This is a genomic window from Pseudomonas versuta (assembly GCF_001294575.1).
GTDB classification, from domain to species: domain Bacteria; phylum Pseudomonadota; class Gammaproteobacteria; order Pseudomonadales; family Pseudomonadaceae; genus Aquipseudomonas; species Aquipseudomonas versuta.
Window position 1 is genome coordinate 3,406,020 of the sequence record NZ_CP012676.1, and the last position, 17,712, is coordinate 3,423,731.

Consider the following 17,712-nt stretch of genomic DNA (forward strand, 5'->3'; position numbering starts at 1 on the left):
ATTACTCCTTGCCTGCAACGTTGATCGTTCGGTTTGAGCGGTCAACCGGACGCACTTGCTGCCCTGGATGCAACACGTGCACCCCGGCCGACACGATCCAGTCGTCAGCCGAGAGCCCCTCAAGCACCGGCACGCTTTTCTCGCCGTATGGCCCCACCTGCACGGGCACCTGCTCCAGCTTGTTGCCCTGGCCGACACGCCAGACATAGGTCGCACCATTTTCGGCGCTCAATGCCGACAGCGGCACCGACAACGGGCTCACACCTTCGCTTTGAATGAAGACCCGGGCACTTTGGCCCAGCTCGGCCGGCACCTTGCCTGCGGTGAAGGCGATACGGGCAGCAAAGGTCCGCGACTTGGGGTCGGCCGAAGGTGACAGTTCGCGAATACGGCCGCTGAAGCGCTGATCGGGCTGCGACCACAGCTCCACCGCCACCGGCATGCCAATCTTGAATCGAGCGAAGGCTTGCTCCGGCAAGCTGATCAGCACTTCACGCTCGCCGTCGGCTGCCAGGGTAAATACCGTCTGGCCGGCGGCCACCACTTGACCGACTTCAACCTGGCGCCGGGCGATCACCCCGTCCTGAGGCGCACGCAACACCGCGTAGCTGGCCTGATTGCTGGCCACATCCTGCTCGGCCTTGAGCTGTTGGAGCCGGGCTTCACCAGAGCGATAAAGGTTCTCGGCATTATCGAACTGCGACCGGCTGACCATCTGCCGGTCGAGCAGGGTTTTGTAGCGATCACGCTCCGCACGCACCAGATTCAGATTGGCCTGCCCTGCGGCTACCTGGGCGCGGGTCGCCTCCAGTTGTAGACGCACATCTTGCGGGTCCAGCTCAGCCAGCGGCTGGTTGGCCTTGACCCGCTCGCCTTCCTCGACCAGCCGCCTGGTGACTTTGCCGCCGATACGAAACGCCAGTTGCGGGTCGAACCGGGCCCGTACCTCACCCGGATAACTTTGGTTGGCCAGCGCAGAAGGCTGTGGCTGCACCACCATTGCCGGGCTGATGCTGATTTGAGCGGGCTCTTCATGCCCGCACGCGGATAACACAAACACCAGACACACAGGCACAGCGCGGGGCAATACATGGCGCAACATGGAGATGACCTTTCGCTAATAGGGCTTGGAATATTTATACTGGGCGGCATGTTATTAATACCAAACTCACCAGTCCAGTAATAAACGAGAATGTCCGACAATCCTTTACCCCCCAATGCACCCGGGCGCCCCAAGGACATGGCAAAACGCCAGTTGATCCTCGACGCGGCGAAAACCCTGTTTCTGAACCATGGCTATGCCAGCACCAGCATGGACGCGGTCGCAGGCCTGGCCGGGGTGTCAAAACTGACTGTGTACAGCCACTTCACCGACAAGGAGACACTCTTCTCCTCGGCGATCATGGCCAAGTGCACGGAACAGTTGCCGGAATTGTTTTTTGAATTGCCTGGTGGTGCGCCGATCGACGCGGTGCTGTTAAACATTGCCCGAGGCTTTCATGCGCTGATAAACAGCCAGGAGTCACTCAACCTGCATCGACTGATGATGACCCAGGGCAGCCAGGACCCCCAGTTGTCGCAGATTTTCTTTGAGGCGGGCCCAGAGCGACTGGTGCAGGAGATGGAGCGGCTGCTGGAAAAAATCCACCGCACCGGCGAGCTGCAGATTGATCAGCCGCACTATGCGGCCGAGCACTTCTTTTGCATGCTCAAGGGCTCACCCAACTTTCGCCTGCTGTACGGCTGCGGCGAGCCGCTGGACGATGCCGGCGCCGAGGCTCACGTACAGGAAGTGGTGAGTGTATTCATGCGGGCGTATCGTCCGCTCTGAACGCACTGTCCCTGTAGGAGCGAGCTTGCTCGCGATCTTTTGATCTTGAAAGCTCGCTCCTACAGGGGGAATACCGGGCTCAGGGCTTCAACGCTTTCTTCGGATAAATATCGTAACGGCTCGATTTGCCGTCCAGCGCATGGCTCGGTTTGGGCCCGGCAATGCACGGCGCCTTGCGCGGGCGCTTGACCACCACACGGTGACTGGCCAGCGCCAAAGCCGCTTCAAGCAAGGCCGGCGCATCATTGTCATCGCCCACTAATGGCCGAAACAGGCGCATTTCCTTCTTCACCAGGGCTGTTTTCTCACGATGCGGGAACATCGGATCGAGGTAGATGACTTGCGGCGGCTCGCCTTCCCAGTTGCGCATGACCTCAATCGAGTTGCCCTTAAGCAAGTGCATGCGCGACACGATCGGCGCCACTTCAAAGTCGTCCAGGCCACGGGCCAGACCATCTTCAAGTAACGCTCCGATCAGCGGCTGACGTTCGATCAGACTCATTTCGCAGCCCAGACTCGCCAGCACGAACGCGTCCTTGCCCAACCCCGCCGTGGCGTCCAGCACCCGGGGGCGCACGCCCTGCTGCACACCGACCGCCTTGGCAATCATCTGCCCCGTGCCACCGCCAAACAAACGCCGGTGGGCAGCGCCCCCCTCTACAAAGTCGACCCGCACCGGGCCCGGAGCATCCGGCCCCAGTTGCTGCAACTGCAACCCCTGCGCACCGACTTGCAAGGCGAACTCAGCCTGGGGCTCGGCCAGAGGCAGACCCAGACGTTCAGCCCATTGCCCGGCCAGGGCCTGATAGGCCTCGTCCAACGCTTCGACTTTGATACGACAGCCTGCTGCTTGCTCACTCATCTAAAAACACGCTCAAAAATTTAATGATCGGCAAAGGCTGCCGATAAATGAAATATCCGGCATTTTGCCAGAGCCGGGCGTCTACCGAGAGCTATGTCAGACATTCATTCCACATCCATCGGCTTTATCGCCCCGATTGGCGACTTTGGCCGGCACAACTCGCAGATCACAGGTAGCGTCAACCATCTGTGGAAGGACTTTTACGCCCGGGCATTAGCAGAACAGTGCGCAGCGCAAGCCTTTCCCGCGATTGATGCAGCCCCGGTGGCCGTGGATGAACAGGCAGAGCCCCAGGGTGGCAGCGACCTGCTGGGCACTATCGTGACCCAGCGACATTGCGAAGTGCAGGATACCGAGCTGCAGCCCCCTGAAGCGTTGTTTTTACCGATTGCCGAGTTCGACCCGGAGTTGCTGCCACCGCCCGCCACACCGTTTGCCGCAGAAGAAGTGAGTGTGCAGCAGCATCAACAGGACTTCGAAACCACATGGGTACGTCCGGTCGTTATGGCTTTCGGCCATCCGCTACCTGATCCGGGCCCGGCGCCTGAACCCAGGCCATTGCACTTGCCGATCGCCGAGTTCGAGCTGGACCTGCTCGACAAACCTGCCGAGCCTTTCGAGCCATTGACCCTGATCGAGCAACAACGGGCCATGGACTTCGACCTGAGCTGGGCCAGGCCAGTGGTCCTCAACAACTTGCGCCTGGCGGCCTAGAGCAGCCCCAACTGCTCTGTCGCCTGGGGTTGGTGCAACTCCGGCAATGCGGGCAGCCCCGGTAACCTTTCGCTCAACTGCTGATGAAATCGCCGCGCCAGTTCCGGTGCGCGGTGATTATCCGGCGTATGAAGAAATACATAAGGCGTGCGCCCTTCCTCGATCCACCCCGCGACCTTTTCAATCCAGGGCACTAGATACGGGTCGTTGGCTTCCAGCTCTGGCCGACCGATGAAACGCACTTGCGGGAATGGGGTGAACGCGGCCGGACGAGGCGGCACTCTGGGCTTTTTCGCCTGGGCGTGAAGCACCGCCGGATCGGTGGAAGTGCAGCTGAACAGCGCCCGCGGATCCAGGCAAATACGTTCAACCCCGCGATCCATCAGCAAGCGATTGAGCAAACGTTCGCTATCACCTTTGGCAAAGAACTCGGGGTGTCGCACTTCAACTGCTAACGGTCGCTCCAGGGCGTCCATGAAGCTCACCAGCTCTGCCAGACGCACAGGCCCGAAGCTGGCCGGGAGTTGTAGCCAAAGTGGCGCCACGCGCGCACCCAGAGGTCGCAACAGTTGCAGGAAATCTTCGGCGGCGTGGTTTTGTTCGCGCAGATCACCGCCGTGGCTGATATCCCGGGGAAACTTGGCGGTAAAGCGAAAGTGTTCAGGCAGGCTTTGTGCCCAGCGCTCAACGGTGGTTGGCGCGGGGCGGGCATAGAAGGTGGTATTGCCTTCGACAGCGTTGAAGACTTGAGCGTACAGGCTTAAAAAATCCGCTGGCCGGGCATTCTGCGGGTACAGCCCTTCGCGCCAGGCGCTTTCGCTCCAGGACGGGCAACCCAGGTAATAAGGAAGGTCAGTCATGGGGTCAAATGTACAGGTCCAGCACCTGCTCTTCTATTTCCCAGTCGATGAAGCCTGCGGTGGTCAGATAACTGGCCAGGGCGCTGGCTGCGTTTTTGCTCATCGAACGCTGGAAGATCATGTCCTGCGAGCGAACCAGTGACTGGCTGATGCGTTCACCGCGGGGTTGAGTGCGAGCAGCCTGGGGGACGTTTTCGAATGAGGCTTCGCTGTCGTCCACCGACTCATCCACCAGCGCCTGGCCTTTACGCGGCTTGCGCTTGATCGGGTAGGACTGAGAGGAAAAGCCGTCTATGCGCATGGCTGCGTGCTCGGTGGCGGTAGAGGCAATTTAGCGGCGTTGGGTCAAGTAAGCAAATCCCCGCCGGCCAGCCTGATAAACCGCGTTTGCCGGAGCCTGCCTCCATTCCCTGTAGGAGCCGGCTTGCCGGCGATGGCATTAACCCGCTGAACCGCTGGCAAGCCAGCGCCTACAGAGAATGAGCTGTGCTGCTTGTCTCGATCAACGCTCTGCTTTGGGTGTGGCTACCTTGTCGCGCAAGTACACCGGCTGCGCCAGATCAGCGGCGATCGCCTCACCACGCGCCCAGGCAAATCGGGCCAGGGTCAGCAAGTCTTCGGCATGGGGCAACATGCCCGCATCCATGGCATAGGGCTTGACGCTCAAACGCTCGGCGTAACCCCAGCCGGTGCCCGCGCCAAACCAGTCACCGCCGGCACCGGCCGGCAAGCCGGCGACGTCGGGCGGCAGTACGGCTTCAGCACCCTCGAGGCGCATTTCACCCGCCTGTTCGCGGTAGCAACCCCAATACACTTCGTCCATGCGTGCATCAATGGCCGACACCACCTGGGTCGCGCCATGCTCGCGATAGGCTCGCTGGGCCAATACGGCCAGGTTGGAGATCGGCAAGACCGGACGCTCCAGGGCAAAGGCCAGGCCTTGCACCACACCAATGGCGATCCGCACCCCGGTAAAGGCTCCCGGCCCGCGCCCGAAGGCAATGGCTTCGACGGCTGACAGTTCAACCCCGGCCTCGGCCAGCAGGTCTTTGATCATCGGCAACAACTTTTGCGCATGCAGGCGCGGGATCACCTCGTAGTGGCTCGTGACCTTGCCATCATGCAGCAAGGCAACAGAGCAAGCTTCAGTCGCGGTATCCAGGGCCAGCAAGGTGTTCATCGGTGTTCCCGTCAGAATTCAGAATTGAAAAAAAGTGCAGCAGTATAAACAACAACAGCCCGCAAGCGGGCTGTTGTATCAGAGCAATACGACGATCAGCTCAGTGCTTCAAGTACCTTGCCGGTAATGGCTTCAACCGAGCCAACGCCTTCAATGTGGCTGTACTTCGGCTTGCCCTGGGTGGCGGCCAGGTTCTGGTAGAAATCTACCAGCGGTTTGGTTTGCGAATGGTAAACCGACAGGCGATGACGAACTGTTTCTTCAGTGTCGTCCTTGCGCTGGATCAGTTCTTCGCCGGTTACGTCATCCTTGCCTTCAACCTTTGGCGGGTTGTAGATGGTGTGGTAAACGCGCCCCGAGGCTTCGTGAACACGACGACCGGCAATGCGCTGAACGATTTCTTCGTCGTCTACCGCGATTTCAATCACGTGATCCAGCTCGACACCATTTTTGACCAGTGCTTCGGCCTGTGGAATGGTGCGCGGGAAACCGTCGAACAGGAAACCGTTCTTGCAGTCTTGCTGGCTGATGCGCTCTTTAACCAGATTGATGATCAAGTCATCAGACACCAGGCCACCGCTGTCCATCACGCTTTTAGCGATCAGGCCCAGTTCGGTGCCAGCCTTTACAGCTGCACGCAACATGTCGCCGGTGGAGATTTGCGGGATGCCGAATTTTTCAGTGATGAACTTTGCCTGAGTACCTTTACCGGCCCCGGGAGCTCCCAGCAGAATTACGCGCATTGATATGCTCCTCAAATTTTTATTTAAATGACAACAGACTCGCCTCTTTGGGCCAGTCTCAAAATCGGGTTATGGCCGTCAAAACGGCCAAGGGCTGATCAAGATACACAGCAGGCCGGGCCCACACAAGCAGGCCAAAGTAGGAATAATCTCTAGCAAACGCGCACTTGCGGCCAGGTGTCGCAGGTCGCAACCCCACAATAAAGTGTCGCGCCCGGCCGGGGATCAGCATCAAGTCTGCAGCATCCCTGAACGTATGGGCACGACAACCCGTCCTGCTTTTCCCTTAGCCGGTGTTACGCAAGCCCGCAGCGATCCCGGCCACAGTTACCAGCAACGCTTGTTCCAGAGGGCTGTCCTGAGCCGCTTGCTGGCGCCTGGAACGGGCCAGAAGCTCTGCCTGCAATAGATGCAGCGGATCAAGGTAAGTGTTGCGCAAACGGATGAACTCCAGAGTATCCGGGCTGTGGGCCATCAGTTGCGACTGACCGGTCAAACCCAGTACCACTGCGCACGCCTGCGACAATAAGTCGCGCAGGTGCGCACCCAAAGGAAGCAGTTGCGGGGTGACCAGACGCTCGTCATAGAGCCGCGCGATGTCAGCATCGGCCTTGGCCAGAACCATTTCCAGCATGTCGATGCGGGTCCGAAAGAACGGCCACTGCTCGCGCATTTTTGCCAGCTGCTCGCCCTCCCCCCGCTCCAGCGCCCGGCTCAATGCAGTTTCCCAACCAAGCCACGCCGGCAACATCAGGCGGGTCTGGGTCCAGCCAAAAATCCACGGAATGGCGCGCAGGCTTTCAATCCCCCCTGCCCGGCGCTTGGCCGGACGACTGCCCAGCGGCAAACGCCCCAACTCCTGCTCGGGGGTGGACTGGCGGAAGTATTCGACAAACTGCGGGTTGTCCCGCACCACCTCGCGGTAAGCCTTGACCCCATCGGCAGCCAGCTCGTCCATCAGCACCCGCCAGCCCGACTCGGGCAACGGCGGCGGCAGTAAAGTAGCTTCCAGCACTGCCGCCAGGTAGAGGTTGAGATTCTGCTCGGCAATGTCCGGCAAACCGAACTTGAAGCGAATCATTTCGCCCTGTTCGGTGGTGCGGAATCGCCCGGCAACAGAACCCGGCGGCTGCGACAGAATCGCCGCATGCGCAGGGCCGCCACCACGGCCCACGGTGCCGCCGCGGCCATGGAACAACAACAGTTCGACATCTTGCTCGCGGCAGATATTGACCAGTTTCTCCTGGGCCCGATATTGCGCCCAGGCCGCTGCCGTAGTGCCGGCATCCTTGGCCGAATCTGAATAACCGATCATCACTTCCTGCGGGCCATGCAGGCGTGCGCGATATCCCGGCAACAGCAGCAGCCGCTCGATCACCGGCCCTGCATTGTCCAGGTCGGCCAGGGTTTCGAACAACGGCACCACGCGCATCGCACGCTCGAGCCCCGCTTCTTTAAGCAGCAGCTGCACCGCCAGCACGTCTGAAGCAGCCCCCGCCATCGAGATGACATAAGAGCCCAGGGATGCCGCGGGAGCGGCGGCCACTTCGCGACAGGTCGCCAGCACTTCGGCGGTATCGGCACCCGGTTTGAAGTAACCCGGCAGCAACGGTCGGCGGTTGGCCAGTTCGCGGATCAGAAAGGTAAGGCGCGCATCTTCGTCCCAGTCTTCGTAACGGCCCAGCCCCAGATAGTCGGTAATTTCAGTCATGGCCGAGGCGTGGCGAGCTGCATCCTGACGCACATCGAGACGCACCAGAAACAAGCCAAAAGTCACCGCACGACGCAGGCAATCAAGTAGCGGCCCGTCTGCAATTACCCCCATGCCGCAGGCATGCAGCGACTGGTAGCACAGCTGCAACGGCGCCAGCAGATCACGATTGTCCTGCAATACCCCGTCCGGTGCGGGCTGGGCACTGCTCAAGGCGTTATGCGCCCAGCTACGGGTCGCCCGCAGGCGCTCACGCAGTTGTTTAAGGACCGCGCGGTACGGCTCGGCACTTTCTCCCGCGACCGCCAACAACTCTGCAGTGGCTTGCTGCATCGACAGGTCGGCTGCCAGTTTGTCGATATCGCGCAGGTACAGATCGGCCGCCATCCAGCGCGCCAGCAACAGCACTTCGCGAGTCACACTGGCGGTGACATTGGGGTTGCCGTCACGGTCGCCGCCCATCCAGGAAGCAAAGCGGATCGGCGCGGCTTCCAAAGGTAAATGCAGGCCCGTCGCTGCGTGCAGGGCCTGATCGGCCTTGCGCAGCATGTGCGGTACGGCCTGCCACAAGGAATGCTCAATGACCGCAAATCCCCACTTGGCCTCATCCACCGGGGTGGGCCGGGTACGGCGGATTTCTTCGGTGTGCCAGGCCTCGGCGATCAACCGTTGCAGACGCTGTTCGATCTGGGCCTTTTCGGCCCGGGTCAGGTCGCGATGGTCCTGGGCGGCGAGTTGCTCGGCAATGGCATCGTACTTCTGGATCAAGGTACGGCGCGTGACTTCAGTCGGGTGAGCGGTGAGCACCAGTTCGATGTCGAGGCGGCCAATCTGCCGCGCCAGGGTTTCGGGGTCATGCCCTTCTTCCAGCAGACGGGTCAGCAAGGTGGGCAGTACCAGTGACTCAAAAGGTTGCGGCCGGCCTTCTTCGCGCCGGTGAATCAACTGGTATTGCTCGGCGATGTTAGCCAGGTTCAAAAACTGGTTGAACGCCCGCGCCACGGGCAGTACTTCATCGTCGCCCAAGGCATCCAGAATCGCTTTCAGCTCCTCGCCCGTGGTACCGCGCCGGTCATCCTTGGCCCCCTGGCGAATACGTTCGATCTTGGCGAGAAACGCTTCGCCGTACTGGTCACGAATCGTATTACCCAACAGCTCACCCAGCAGGTGAACATCATCGCGCAAGCGTGCATCAATATCGGTCATCAGCAATTTCTCCAGCAGAGTGCGGGGGGCCAGCTCATGCCCAAGAGTGCGTCGCGAGGGCTGCTTTTGACAAGTCATCCAGCGCCAAAGCCTGAAAATCTGCCTGACCGAACGGTCAAAAAAAAATAGGCAATTTGCCACCTTTTAATTTGAACTATTCAAAAAACGCTCGGGTCACAGCCATTAACCATCGCCGTTAATACCTGTGTTTAAGAACTCCGGGTGATACCACAGCAGTGATGGAACTTGATGTTTCCAAGGAGCTTCCCAATGGAGTTGAAGACCATGATGACCCGCACTGTCAAAACCACCTCACCTCGCCTGCGCGGGCTAAAACTGGCTGCGCTGGCAATCGGTACCAGCTTCGTTCTGGCCGGTTGCGCTGGCAATCCACCGTCGGAGCAGTACGCCGTTACTCAATCGGCAGTGAATAACGCCGTAAGCGCTGGTGGCACTGAATATGCGCCGGTTGAAATGAAGTCTGCACAAGACAAACTCAAGCAAGCCGAGATTGCCATGCACGACAAAAAATATGACGAGGCCCGTCGCCTGTCCGAACAAGCGGAATGGGACGCTCGCGTAGCAGAGCGCAAAGCCCAGGCAGCTAAAGCCGAGAAGGCCGTTCAGGATGCTCAGAAAGCGGTTCAGGAACTGCGTCAGGAAGGCATGCGTAGCGTTAAGTAAACGCTGCCCCTTAATTGCCTGCCCCTGTGATGCGGCACTCCTACTCGATAGAAAGGACTAACTATTATGCGTAACCAAGTATTGATCCCTGCCCTGTTGGCACTCAGCGTCGGCCTGGCAGCATGCTCGCACCAGCCAAACGTGAACCTGGAAAATGCCCAGACCAATTTCTCGGCCCTGCAATCCAACCCGGAAGCCACCAAGGTAGCCGCGCTGGAAACCAAGGACGCCAGTGAGTGGCTGGACAAGGCTCAAAAGGCCTATATGGACAAGGAAGACGAGTCCAAGGTTGACCAGCTTGCTTACCTGACCAACCAGCGCGTTGAAGTCGCCAAGCAAACCATTGCGCTGCGCACGGCTGAGAACCAGCTGAAAAACTCCGCAGCGGCCCGCGCCCAGGCACTGCTGGAGGCCCGTGACGCTCAGATCAAGCAACTGCAAAGCATGAATGCCAAGCAAACCGAACGCGGCACCCTGGTGACCTTCGGTGACGTGCTGTTCGATTTCGACAAGGCGACACTGAAGCCAAACAGCCGCGACAGCATCACCACACTGTCCAACTACCTGATCAAAAACCCTGACCGCAAGGTGATTGTTGAAGGCTATACCGACAGCAAAGGTTCGGCTTCTTACAACCAGAACCTGTCTGAACGTCGCGCAAACGCGGTCAAAATGGCGCTGGTACGTGCCGGCGTTGATCCTTCGCGCATCGTGACCCAAGGTTATGGCAAGGAATATCCGGTAGCTGACAACAACAGCAACTCGGGCCGTGCCCAGAACCGTCGCGTAGAAGTGACTATCTCCAACGACAACCAGCCGGTAGCGCCGCGTTCGTCGATGCAGTAAGTCTGTAAGCGCACAATAAAAAGCCCCGCCTGAGGAATCAGGCGGGGCTTTTTTGTGAGCGCTGCGTGGGGCAATTAACAGCTCGCGAGCAAGCTCGCTCCTACAGATCAAGCGCTTGTTCCTACTGTTGAGGGGTGTTCTGACCCACGCAGTGCACTGCTTGTTTCTTGTTGTTGACCAGCACCCCGGTCAGGCCTTTTTGCTCGGTGTCGAACAGCACGACGATGCCGTCTATGCATTGTGCCACCTGATTGGCCGGCGTCAGCGACAACTTATAGTCTTCCCCGGGAATGGTCTTGAGCATGGTGAAGTCGCTGAGCAGCAGCGCGTCCTCAGGCTTGGCGAAATGCAGGTAACCGTAGTACCACAGGGCCCCTACAGTGCCGATGATGGTGCAAATACCGGTAATGATCAGGGGGATGGCGTTGCGTTCTTCACTCATTGCGGGCTCTGTGCCTCTGTAATCGAATCGGGTGAGGCGGGGTAATTGGGAATTTCGCCCAAGCGACGCACGCCGTTGAAGTGTTGAGGGTCATCCAGGTAACGCAGCATCACTTGACGCCAGGTCGGGTCGGCAAACGTCTGCACATGACCACCGCGCGTCAGTTGCAGCACCTTGGGCGGGGGCGCAGCTTGATACAGCCGCAGGCCATTGGAAAGCGGCACTATCGGGTCATCCATGCTGTGGAAGATCAGCATCGGCACACCGCCCATTTCAGGCATGGCATACACGGCACTGTCAGCGTCAGGCACCAGCCACGACAACGGCACTTGCAAAGGCCAGGTCAGCCACGAGGTACTCAAGGCAAACTGCCCCACTTCGCGGTAACTGGCCGGTACGCCATCGAGCACCATCGCCTTGAGCCGGGCCCGTTGCGCCGGGTGCTGGCTCAGGTAATGAACCCCCATCGCGCCGCCCAGGCTTTGCCCCAGCACAATCAGCGGCTGGCCTTGAGTTTCGGGCTGTTGCTGCAACCACTCGAAAGCGGCGTCGATATCCTGATACACCGCTGGTAAACCGGGTTCGCCTTGCGACAGGCCATAGCCGCGATAATCGAGCATCAGTACTTGATACCCCTGCTCGGGCAACCAGGCGGTGGCGCCCAGGTGATAGGCCAGGTTGCCGCCATTGCCATGCAGGTGCAGCACCGTGCCCTTGAGGGGCACGCCGGATTTGGCGGGCAGCCACCAACCATGCAGGCGCGTGCCATCGGCAGCGGTGAGGGTCACATCACGGTATTTCAAACCAGCGGCAGTCGGCGTAACCGGCTGACCGGGTTCGGGGTAAAACAGCAAGGAGCTGCATCCGCTGAGCGTCAACAGCAGGCAGAGTGCAGCCAGAGTTTTCATCTAACGAGTCACCATTTGTAGTCGCTGCCGAAGGCTGCGATGAGGTCAGGCCGCAGGGTTTTCAGAATAACGGATTGCTTCGCACTCCTTTGCAGCCTGCGTCAGCGACTACAGGCTGTTCAGGGGTCACAGGATGTTGGAGTAATCCGCTTCAATCCGGTCCAGGCTCAGATGGTTGAGGAAGTTGGAGAAGCACATCCAGGCCGCCAGCGCGTTCATGTCGCGAAACTGATCGGGCAGGTACTTGGGCGCCACCACCAGGCCTTCATCCACCAACTGGCGCAGGGTTCGCATGTCTTCGAGTGTGGTTTTGCCACAGAACAACAGCGGAACTTGCTCCAGCTTGCCTTTACGCACGGCCAACTGAATATAGTTGTAAACCATGATGAAGCCCTTGAGGTAGGACAAGTCTTTGGTGAATGGCAGGCCATTTGGCACCGAGCCGCGAAAAACCCGGCTTGCGTTGCCATAGCTCTGCGACATTTCAAAGCCCTGCTCACGGAAGAACTCATACACCTGCATAAAGTCCGCGCCCTCTTCCACCATGTGGATGGCACGGGTGCGGTTGGTGAGTTTGCGCAGGCGGCTGGGGTAAGAGGCAAAGGTGATGATCTCCATCAAAATCGCCAGGCCTTCCTGGGTCACTGTCGACGAGGGCGGGCCCTTGGCGAGAAAGGTGCAAATCGGCTGGTTTTGCCCGTTCAGCGTGGTGCCCACATGCACCAGGCCTTCGTGGACTTCCAGCGCCCGTACATCGCGCTCGTTGAACATCGCGTCGGCGCGGATCTTGATGTAGTCCGCACCCGCGGCGGCGTCCGCGACGATGCCGTCGGACTCAAATACGCGGATGGTTTCTTCGGCTTCGCCAAACACCTTGTTCAAGCGACTTTGCAGCAGGCTCACCGCATCTTTGGCAGTCAGGGTCTTGGCTTCGTCCTTGAGGTCACCGCGCCCGTCAATGTTGTCCAGGTAATCGGACATCATCAGCCCCAGATCGGCCAGCGTCGGGTCCCCGGCATGGAATGCGTCGGACGCAGCGCCATACAGCTCCTGGGAAATCAGCCCGAAGTCTTCGGTGCCGCGCGCTTCGAGCATGCGCACCACCATGCGGTATTCCTTGCACATGCGGCGCATGATCTGCCCGACCGGATTGAACTGCCCCAGCTGACGGGTGATATCGCGCTCAATATTCTGGAACTCCAGCTTTACCGCACCGGAGTCAAAGGACAGCGGGCGGCCCAGGTAATAGTCGCGGTTGACCGCCGGCATTTCCTTGCCCTTGGCCTTGAAAAATCCCTGACGGATGCTGTCGTCCCACTTCACCGCATCCAGTACGCGGATCGGGGTTTGTGCCAGTACGATACGGTCTGACAACGTGCGAATCGTGCGCTGGTAGTCGTCCACCCGGTGCTCCTTTAATGGGCTGAATGTTGGGTTACTTGACCACGCGTTGATAGCGGGCGGCTTCCACGAATACGTCGGAGTTGGCAGGGTCGTCCAGGTAGGCAAACACCTTGGCCGAGGGGCTGTCGATCAATGCGCCGGGGCCTTCAGCGGTTTCAATCGAATCACCGCTCAACGCCGACTGGCCCATAGCCTGCTTGACCTGGTCCAGATCAAGATCGTAGACCACCAGTTCATTGTTATCGGTCAATTCAAAGCCGCTCAACGTGTAGTGCCCCCCCAGCCTGGGCGGCAGCGCGGCCGATGCGTACCAGCGGCTGCCATGGCGGGCGACGATGAACCTGTAGCGCTCTTGGGCCTTGGGCTCACCCTTGGGGTAGACCACTGCCTGATAATGATTTTTGTCGATGGCGCTGATTTGCAAGTTGCGAGCCTGCCCCCATGCATCCTTGCTGACCCATTTACCCAGCAGCGATTTAGGTGCTGCCTCGGCCACCAGCGGTGCCTCGGTAAAGGTCACCAGACAACCGTTCAACATTAAAAACGACAATGCCATGAGCATTACGCGCCAAGCTTTCATGCCTGCATCCTTCTATAGAGCGGCCAGTACCAAGTGCATGTAACGCGTAAGAATAGCGAGTCGGCCATCATCCGAATCTGGCTGCGCGCCGTTAAGTAGGCCCTGATATTCCATCCGACCGATTATCGCCGTCAAGACATTGGCGTCCAGCTGCGGCTGTTTAGAGCCCAGCACCTGAAATATCTGGCACGTACCCTGCCATAAAATCTGTTGATGGGCCCTGACCAGCAATGCCAGACGCGGGTTCAGCAACGCCGCCTGCAGGAACGCCTGTTCCGCCATGAGGTGTTCCCGACGGGTGAGTAACTGGTGCTGAACATAGCTGGCGGCCATACGGGCAATTTCATCAGCCAGTTGCGCGCGTGAGTGCGGGCTGCCATCGCCATAGGCCACCAGCTCACGCAACTGGCCTTCAGTGTTCAGCCACAGCTTGGCCATAAAGGCGGCGCTGCGCTCGACGTATTGGGCGAACGTGTCGTTAAGCAGGTCATCAATATCCTTGAAGTAGTAGGTGGTCGCCGATAACGGTACGCCCGCTTCAGCGGCAACGGCCCTGTGCCGTACACCGCGCACACCGTCACGCACGACAATGCGCATGGCCGCATCGAGAATCTGCTGGCGGCGCTGCTCACTGCCATGGCGACTGGCCTTGCGCCCTTGATACTGCACACTTTCGGCGACTGCCGTAGCGACATGCGCCGCCCCTTCTTGAGCCCTGGCTAGGTTCACGAAAGACTCCTTGTGTTGAAGACAATGGTGCTACTGAAGAGACTCAATGATTGTGGGAGCCGGCTTGCCTGCGCTGACATCATCTAACCACCATGCCCCCCTCCATCGCTGGCAAGCCAGCTCCCACAGCAGGCTGTCCCTGACATCAGGCCCCGGCTCCCACAATCGGGCCATGGCCAGGTGTCAGGCAATAAAAAGCCGCCTCGGTCGGCGGCTTTTTACTTCGTATCGTTACGCCTGTGGCCGCATATGCGGGAACAGGATGACATCGCGAATCGACGGTGAGTTGGTCAGCAGCATGACCAGACGGTCGATACCGATACCTTCACCGGCAGTCGGCGGCATGCCGTATTCCAGTGCACGTACGAAGTCGGCATCGTAATGCATGGCTTCGTCATCGCCCGCGTCCTTGTCAGCGACCTGGGCCATGAAGCGCTCGGCCTGGTCTTCTGCATCGTTAAGCTCGGAGTAAGCGTTGGCGATTTCACGGCCACCGATAAACAGCTCAAAACGATCGGTCACGTTCGGGTTGTCGTCGTTACGACGGGCCAGCGGCGACACTTCAAACGGGTACTGGGTAATGAAATGCGGCTGCTCCAGCTTGTGCTCGACCAGTTCTTCGAAAATCATCACCTGCAGCTTGCCCAGACCTTCGAAGCCCAGCACCTTGGCGCCGGCCTTCTTGGCAATGGCACGTGCCTTGTCGATGTCCTGCAGGTCGTCAGCGGTCAGTTCCGGGTTGTACTTGAGGATCGAGTCGAACACCGACAGCCGCACGAACGGCTCGCCGAAATGGAACACCTTGTCGCCGTACGGCACGTCGGTGGTTCCGAGAACAAGCTGAGCCAGTTCGCGGAACAGTTCCTCGGTCAGGTCCATGTTGTCTTCGTAATCGGCATACGCCTGGTAGAACTCAAGCATGGTGAATTCTGGGTTGTGACGGGTCGAGACACCTTCGTTACGGAAGTTGCGGTTGATCTCGAATACTTTCTCGAAGCCGCCCACCACCAGACGCTTGAGGAACAGTTCAGGCGCGATGCGCAGGAACATGTCCATGTCCAGGGCGTTGTGATGGGTCTCGAACGGCTTGGCCGCTGCACCGCCCGGGATGGTTTGCAGCATCGGCGTTTCCACTTCAAGGAAGTCGCGCTGCATCAGGAAGCTGCGAATGTGCGCAATCACCTGGGAACGTACACGGAAGGTGTGACGCACTTCTTCGTTGACGATCAGGTCAACGTAACGCTGGCGGTAGCGCTGCTCGGTGTCGGTCAGACCGTGATGCTTGTCCGGCAGCGGGCGCAGGGATTTGGTCAGCAGGCGCACGCTGGTCATTTCAACGTACAGGTCGCCTTTGCCGGAACGGGCCAGGGTGCCTTCGGCAGCGATGATGTCGCCCAGGTCCCAGGTCTTCACGGCGGCCAGGGTTTCTTCCGGCAGGGTCTTGCGGTTGACGTAGACCTGGATGCGCCCGGTCATGTCCTGGATCACCATGAACGAACCACGGTTAAGCATGATGCGACCAGCAACCTTGACCGGGATGGCGGCTTCAGCCAGCTCTTCCTTGGTCTTGTCGGCGTACTTCTTCTGCAGGTCGGCGCAGTAGTTGTCGCGACGGAAGTCATTCGGGAAGGCATTGCCCTTGGCGCGCTCGGCTGCAAGTTTTTCCTTGCGCAGGGCGATCAGGGTGTTTTCTTCCTGTTGCAGGTCTTGCGGGTCGAGTTGTTGGTCGCTCATGTCTTAAAAAATTCCATCACAGGTTCGTTGCCCCCGCCTTGCAGCAGGGGGAAGCGGGCTTTAGCGCGCCTTGAAGGCATCGCACCGGCTGCGCACTTTACGTGTTGTTACGCGACTTACAGCCCTTGTTTCAGGCTGGCAATCAGGTATTCGTCGATATCGCCGTCGAGTACCTTGTCGCAATCGCTGCGCTCGATATTGGTACGCAAATCCTTGATCCGCGAGGCATCGAGAACGTACGAGCGGATCTGATGACCCCAGCCGATATCCGACTTGGTATCTTCCAGGGCCTGGGAGGCAGCGTTACGCTTCTGCACTTCCTGCTCGTAAAGACGTGCCCGCAACATTTTCATGGCGGTGTCTTTGTTCGCATGCTGGGATCGTTCGTTCTGGCAGCACACCACAGTGTTGGTCGGAACGTGGGTAATACGCACGGCCGAGTCGGTGGTGTTTACGTGCTGACCGCCCGCACCGGACGAACGATAGGTATCGATTCGCAGGTCTGAGGGGTTGATGTCGATTTCGATGTTGTCGTCGATTTCCGGCGAAACAAATACGGCCGAGAACGAGGTGTGACGACGGTTGCCCGAATCGTAGGGGCTTTTACGGACCAGACGATGGACGCCAATCTCGGTGCGCAACCAGCCAAATGCGTATTCGCCTTTGATGTGTACAGTTGCACCTTTGATCCCGGCCACTTCACCGGCAGACAGCTCCATGATGGTGGCATCGAAGCCGCGCTTGTCGGCCCAGCGCAAATACATCCGCAACAGGATATTGGCCCAGTCTTGCGCCTCGGTACCGCCAGAGCCTGCCTGAATGTCCAGGTAAGCGTTGTTGGCGTCCATCTCACCGCTGAACATGCGGCGGAATTCGAGTTTTTCAAGGGCTTCGCGCAGACGTTCGACTTCAGCGGCAACGTCATCGACAGCGGCCTGGTCTTCTTCCTCGGCGGACATCAGCAGCAGGTCTTTGGCATCGGCCAGACCTGTGTGCATCTCATCAAGGGTTTCAACGATTTGCGCCAGAAGGGAGCGCTCGCGCCCCAGTTCCTGGGCGTACGAAGGGTTGTTCCAGACACTCGGATCTTCAAGCTCGCGATTGACTTCGGTCAGACGCTCATGCTTTTGATCGTAGTCAAAGATACCCCCGAATAGTTTCGGAGCGCTCTGACAAGTCCTTGATGCTGTTAAGGATCGGGTTGATTTCCATGGCTGGCGGCACTCGTAGGCGATTTTTACAAAGCCGGGGAGTATACCGTAAACAGCCCGTATCAGC

General features: G+C 59.1%; 18 protein-coding genes. 4 read left to right on the top strand and 14 right to left on the bottom strand.

What is annotated here, in order from left to right; translation table 11 throughout:
* Position 1 precedes the first annotated feature (1 nt).
* Positions 2–1,102, bottom strand: coding sequence for an efflux RND transporter periplasmic adaptor subunit (locus AOC04_RS15255; protein ID WP_060694776.1), 1,101 nt, complete (start codon positions 1,100–1,102; stop codon positions 2–4).
* A gap of 90 nt (positions 1,103–1,192) precedes the next feature.
* Between AOC04_RS15255 and AOC04_RS15260 the strand changes: the two genes are divergently transcribed.
* Positions 1,193–1,831 (top strand): TetR/AcrR family transcriptional regulator, encoded by a 639-nt coding sequence (locus AOC04_RS15260; protein WP_060694779.1) that lies wholly within the window; start codon positions 1,193–1,195, stop codon positions 1,829–1,831.
* 79 nt (positions 1,832–1,910) lie between these two features.
* Here AOC04_RS15260 and AOC04_RS15265 read toward each other — a convergent pair whose 3' ends face one another.
* Entirely contained in the window at positions 1,911–2,693 is a 783-nt protein-coding gene (locus AOC04_RS15265) for a class I SAM-dependent methyltransferase (RefSeq protein ID WP_060694781.1), read from the bottom strand.
* Positions 2,694–2,786: 93 nt separating this feature from the next.
* Between AOC04_RS15265 and AOC04_RS15270 the strand changes: the two genes are divergently transcribed.
* Entirely contained in the window at positions 2,787–3,407 is a 621-nt protein-coding gene (locus AOC04_RS15270) for a hypothetical protein (protein ID WP_060694783.1), read from the top strand.
* Here the strand turns inward: AOC04_RS15270 and AOC04_RS15275 are convergent.
* From AOC04_RS15275 to ppc, 5 genes are all read right to left on the bottom strand, one after another.
* Positions 3,404–4,267 (bottom strand): DUF72 domain-containing protein, encoded by an 864-nt coding sequence (locus AOC04_RS15275; protein WP_060694786.1) that lies wholly within the window; start codon positions 4,265–4,267, stop codon positions 3,404–3,406. The two genes, AOC04_RS15270 and AOC04_RS15275, sit on opposite strands and share 4 nt — an antisense overlap.
* Before the next feature lie 4 nt (positions 4,268–4,271).
* Positions 4,272–4,568 (bottom strand): hypothetical protein, encoded by a 297-nt coding sequence (locus AOC04_RS15280; RefSeq protein ID WP_060694788.1) that lies wholly within the window; start codon positions 4,566–4,568, stop codon positions 4,272–4,274.
* A 201-nt stretch (positions 4,569–4,769) separates the two neighbouring features.
* A complete protein-coding gene (gene tsaB / locus AOC04_RS15285; RefSeq protein ID WP_060694790.1) occupies positions 4,770–5,447 on the bottom strand; it encodes a tRNA (adenosine(37)-N6)-threonylcarbamoyltransferase complex dimerization subunit type 1 TsaB in 678 nt (225 codons plus the stop codon).
* Between the two features lie 95 nt (positions 5,448–5,542).
* Positions 5,543–6,190 carry an adenylate kinase gene (gene adk / locus AOC04_RS15290; protein WP_060694792.1) on the bottom strand — a complete coding sequence of 216 codons (648 nt, stop codon included), beginning with the start codon at positions 6,188–6,190 and terminating at the stop codon, positions 5,543–5,545.
* A 286-nt stretch (positions 6,191–6,476) separates the two neighbouring features.
* Positions 6,477–9,107: a phosphoenolpyruvate carboxylase gene (gene ppc / locus AOC04_RS15295; protein ID WP_060694795.1), complete on the bottom strand. Its 2,631-nt coding sequence runs from the start codon at positions 9,105–9,107 to the stop codon at positions 6,477–6,479.
* Between the two features lie 270 nt (positions 9,108–9,377).
* Between ppc and AOC04_RS15300 the strand changes: the two genes are divergently transcribed.
* Positions 9,378–9,791 carry a DUF4398 domain-containing protein gene (locus AOC04_RS15300; protein ID WP_060694797.1) on the top strand — a complete coding sequence of 138 codons (414 nt, stop codon included), beginning with the start codon at positions 9,378–9,380 and terminating at the stop codon, positions 9,789–9,791.
* 66 nt (positions 9,792–9,857) lie between these two features.
* Positions 9,858–10,637: a lipotoxin F family OmpA-related lipoprotein LptF gene (locus AOC04_RS15305; RefSeq protein ID WP_060694799.1), complete on the top strand. Its 780-nt coding sequence runs from the start codon at positions 9,858–9,860 to the stop codon at positions 10,635–10,637.
* A gap of 121 nt (positions 10,638–10,758) precedes the next feature.
* On the opposite strand, the gene AOC04_RS15310 is transcribed toward AOC04_RS15305, so the two are convergent.
* From AOC04_RS15310 to prfB, 7 genes are all read right to left on the bottom strand, one after another.
* The gene (locus AOC04_RS15310) at positions 10,759–11,079 is read right to left on the bottom strand and encodes a hypothetical protein (RefSeq protein WP_060694801.1); all 321 of its coding nucleotides are present in this window, start codon (positions 11,077–11,079) and stop codon (positions 10,759–10,761) included.
* A complete protein-coding gene (locus tag AOC04_RS15315; protein WP_060694804.1) occupies positions 11,076–11,987 on the bottom strand; it encodes an alpha/beta hydrolase in 912 nt (303 codons plus the stop codon). Before AOC04_RS15315 ends, AOC04_RS15310 begins: the two co-directional genes overlap by 4 nt.
* Positions 11,988–12,113: 126 nt before the next feature.
* A complete protein-coding gene (locus tag AOC04_RS15320; protein ID WP_060694806.1) occupies positions 12,114–13,391 on the bottom strand; it encodes a flavohemoglobin expression-modulating QEGLA motif protein in 1,278 nt (425 codons plus the stop codon).
* A gap of 31 nt (positions 13,392–13,422) precedes the next feature.
* Positions 13,423–13,971, bottom strand: a complete 549-nt coding sequence (locus AOC04_RS15325; RefSeq protein WP_060694808.1) for a hypothetical protein — start codon at positions 13,969–13,971, stop codon at positions 13,423–13,425.
* A gap of 12 nt (positions 13,972–13,983) precedes the next feature.
* Positions 13,984–14,700, bottom strand: a complete 717-nt coding sequence (locus AOC04_RS15330) for a TetR/AcrR family transcriptional regulator (RefSeq protein ID WP_060694810.1) — start codon at positions 14,698–14,700, stop codon at positions 13,984–13,986.
* Between the two features lie 231 nt (positions 14,701–14,931).
* Entirely contained in the window at positions 14,932–16,434 is a 1,503-nt protein-coding gene (gene lysS, locus AOC04_RS15335) for a lysine--tRNA ligase (protein ID WP_060694812.1), read from the bottom strand.
* 116 nt (positions 16,435–16,550) lie between these two features.
* Positions 16,551–17,646, bottom strand: a protein-coding gene (gene prfB / locus AOC04_RS15340; protein WP_125863035.1) for a peptide chain release factor 2 whose coding sequence is annotated in 2 segments (ribosomal slippage) — positions 16,551–17,573 and positions 17,575–17,646 — 1,095 coding nt in all. Because the reading frame shifts where the segments join, the coding sequence is not laid out codon by codon here.
* Positions 17,647–17,712 lie beyond the last annotated feature (66 nt).

Coding starts and splice junctions, on each gene's coding strand:
- AOC04_RS15255 (WP_060694776.1), bottom strand. CDS start 1,102: ATGTTGCGCCATGTATTGCCCCGCGCTGTGCCTGTGTGTCTGGTGTTT.
- AOC04_RS15260 (WP_060694779.1), top strand. CDS start 1,193: ATGTCCGACAATCCTTTACCCCCCAATGCACCCGGGCGCCCCAAGGAC.
- AOC04_RS15265 (WP_060694781.1), bottom strand. CDS start 2,693: ATGAGTGAGCAAGCAGCAGGCTGTCGTATCAAAGTCGAAGCGTTGGAC.
- AOC04_RS15270 (WP_060694783.1), top strand. CDS start 2,787: ATGTCAGACATTCATTCCACATCCATCGGCTTTATCGCCCCGATTGGC.
- AOC04_RS15275 (WP_060694786.1), bottom strand. CDS start 4,267: ATGACTGACCTTCCTTATTACCTGGGTTGCCCGTCCTGGAGCGAAAGC.
- AOC04_RS15280 (WP_060694788.1), bottom strand. CDS start 4,568: ATGCGCATAGACGGCTTTTCCTCTCAGTCCTACCCGATCAAGCGCAAG.
- tsaB (WP_060694790.1), bottom strand. CDS start 5,447: ATGAACACCTTGCTGGCCCTGGATACCGCGACTGAAGCTTGCTCTGTT.
- adk (WP_060694792.1), bottom strand. CDS start 6,190: ATGCGCGTAATTCTGCTGGGAGCTCCCGGGGCCGGTAAAGGTACTCAG.
- ppc (WP_060694795.1), bottom strand. CDS start 9,107: ATGACCGATATTGATGCACGCTTGCGCGATGATGTTCACCTGCTGGGT.
- AOC04_RS15300 (WP_060694797.1), top strand. CDS start 9,378: ATGGAGTTGAAGACCATGATGACCCGCACTGTCAAAACCACCTCACCT.
- AOC04_RS15305 (WP_060694799.1), top strand. CDS start 9,858: ATGCGTAACCAAGTATTGATCCCTGCCCTGTTGGCACTCAGCGTCGGC.
- AOC04_RS15310 (WP_060694801.1), bottom strand. CDS start 11,079: ATGAGTGAAGAACGCAACGCCATCCCCCTGATCATTACCGGTATTTGC.
- AOC04_RS15315 (WP_060694804.1), bottom strand. CDS start 11,987: ATGAAAACTCTGGCTGCACTCTGCCTGCTGTTGACGCTCAGCGGATGC.
- AOC04_RS15325 (WP_060694808.1), bottom strand. CDS start 13,971: ATGAAAGCTTGGCGCGTAATGCTCATGGCATTGTCGTTTTTAATGTTG.
- lysS (WP_060694812.1), bottom strand. CDS start 16,434: ATGAGCGACCAACAACTCGACCCGCAAGACCTGCAACAGGAAGAAAAC.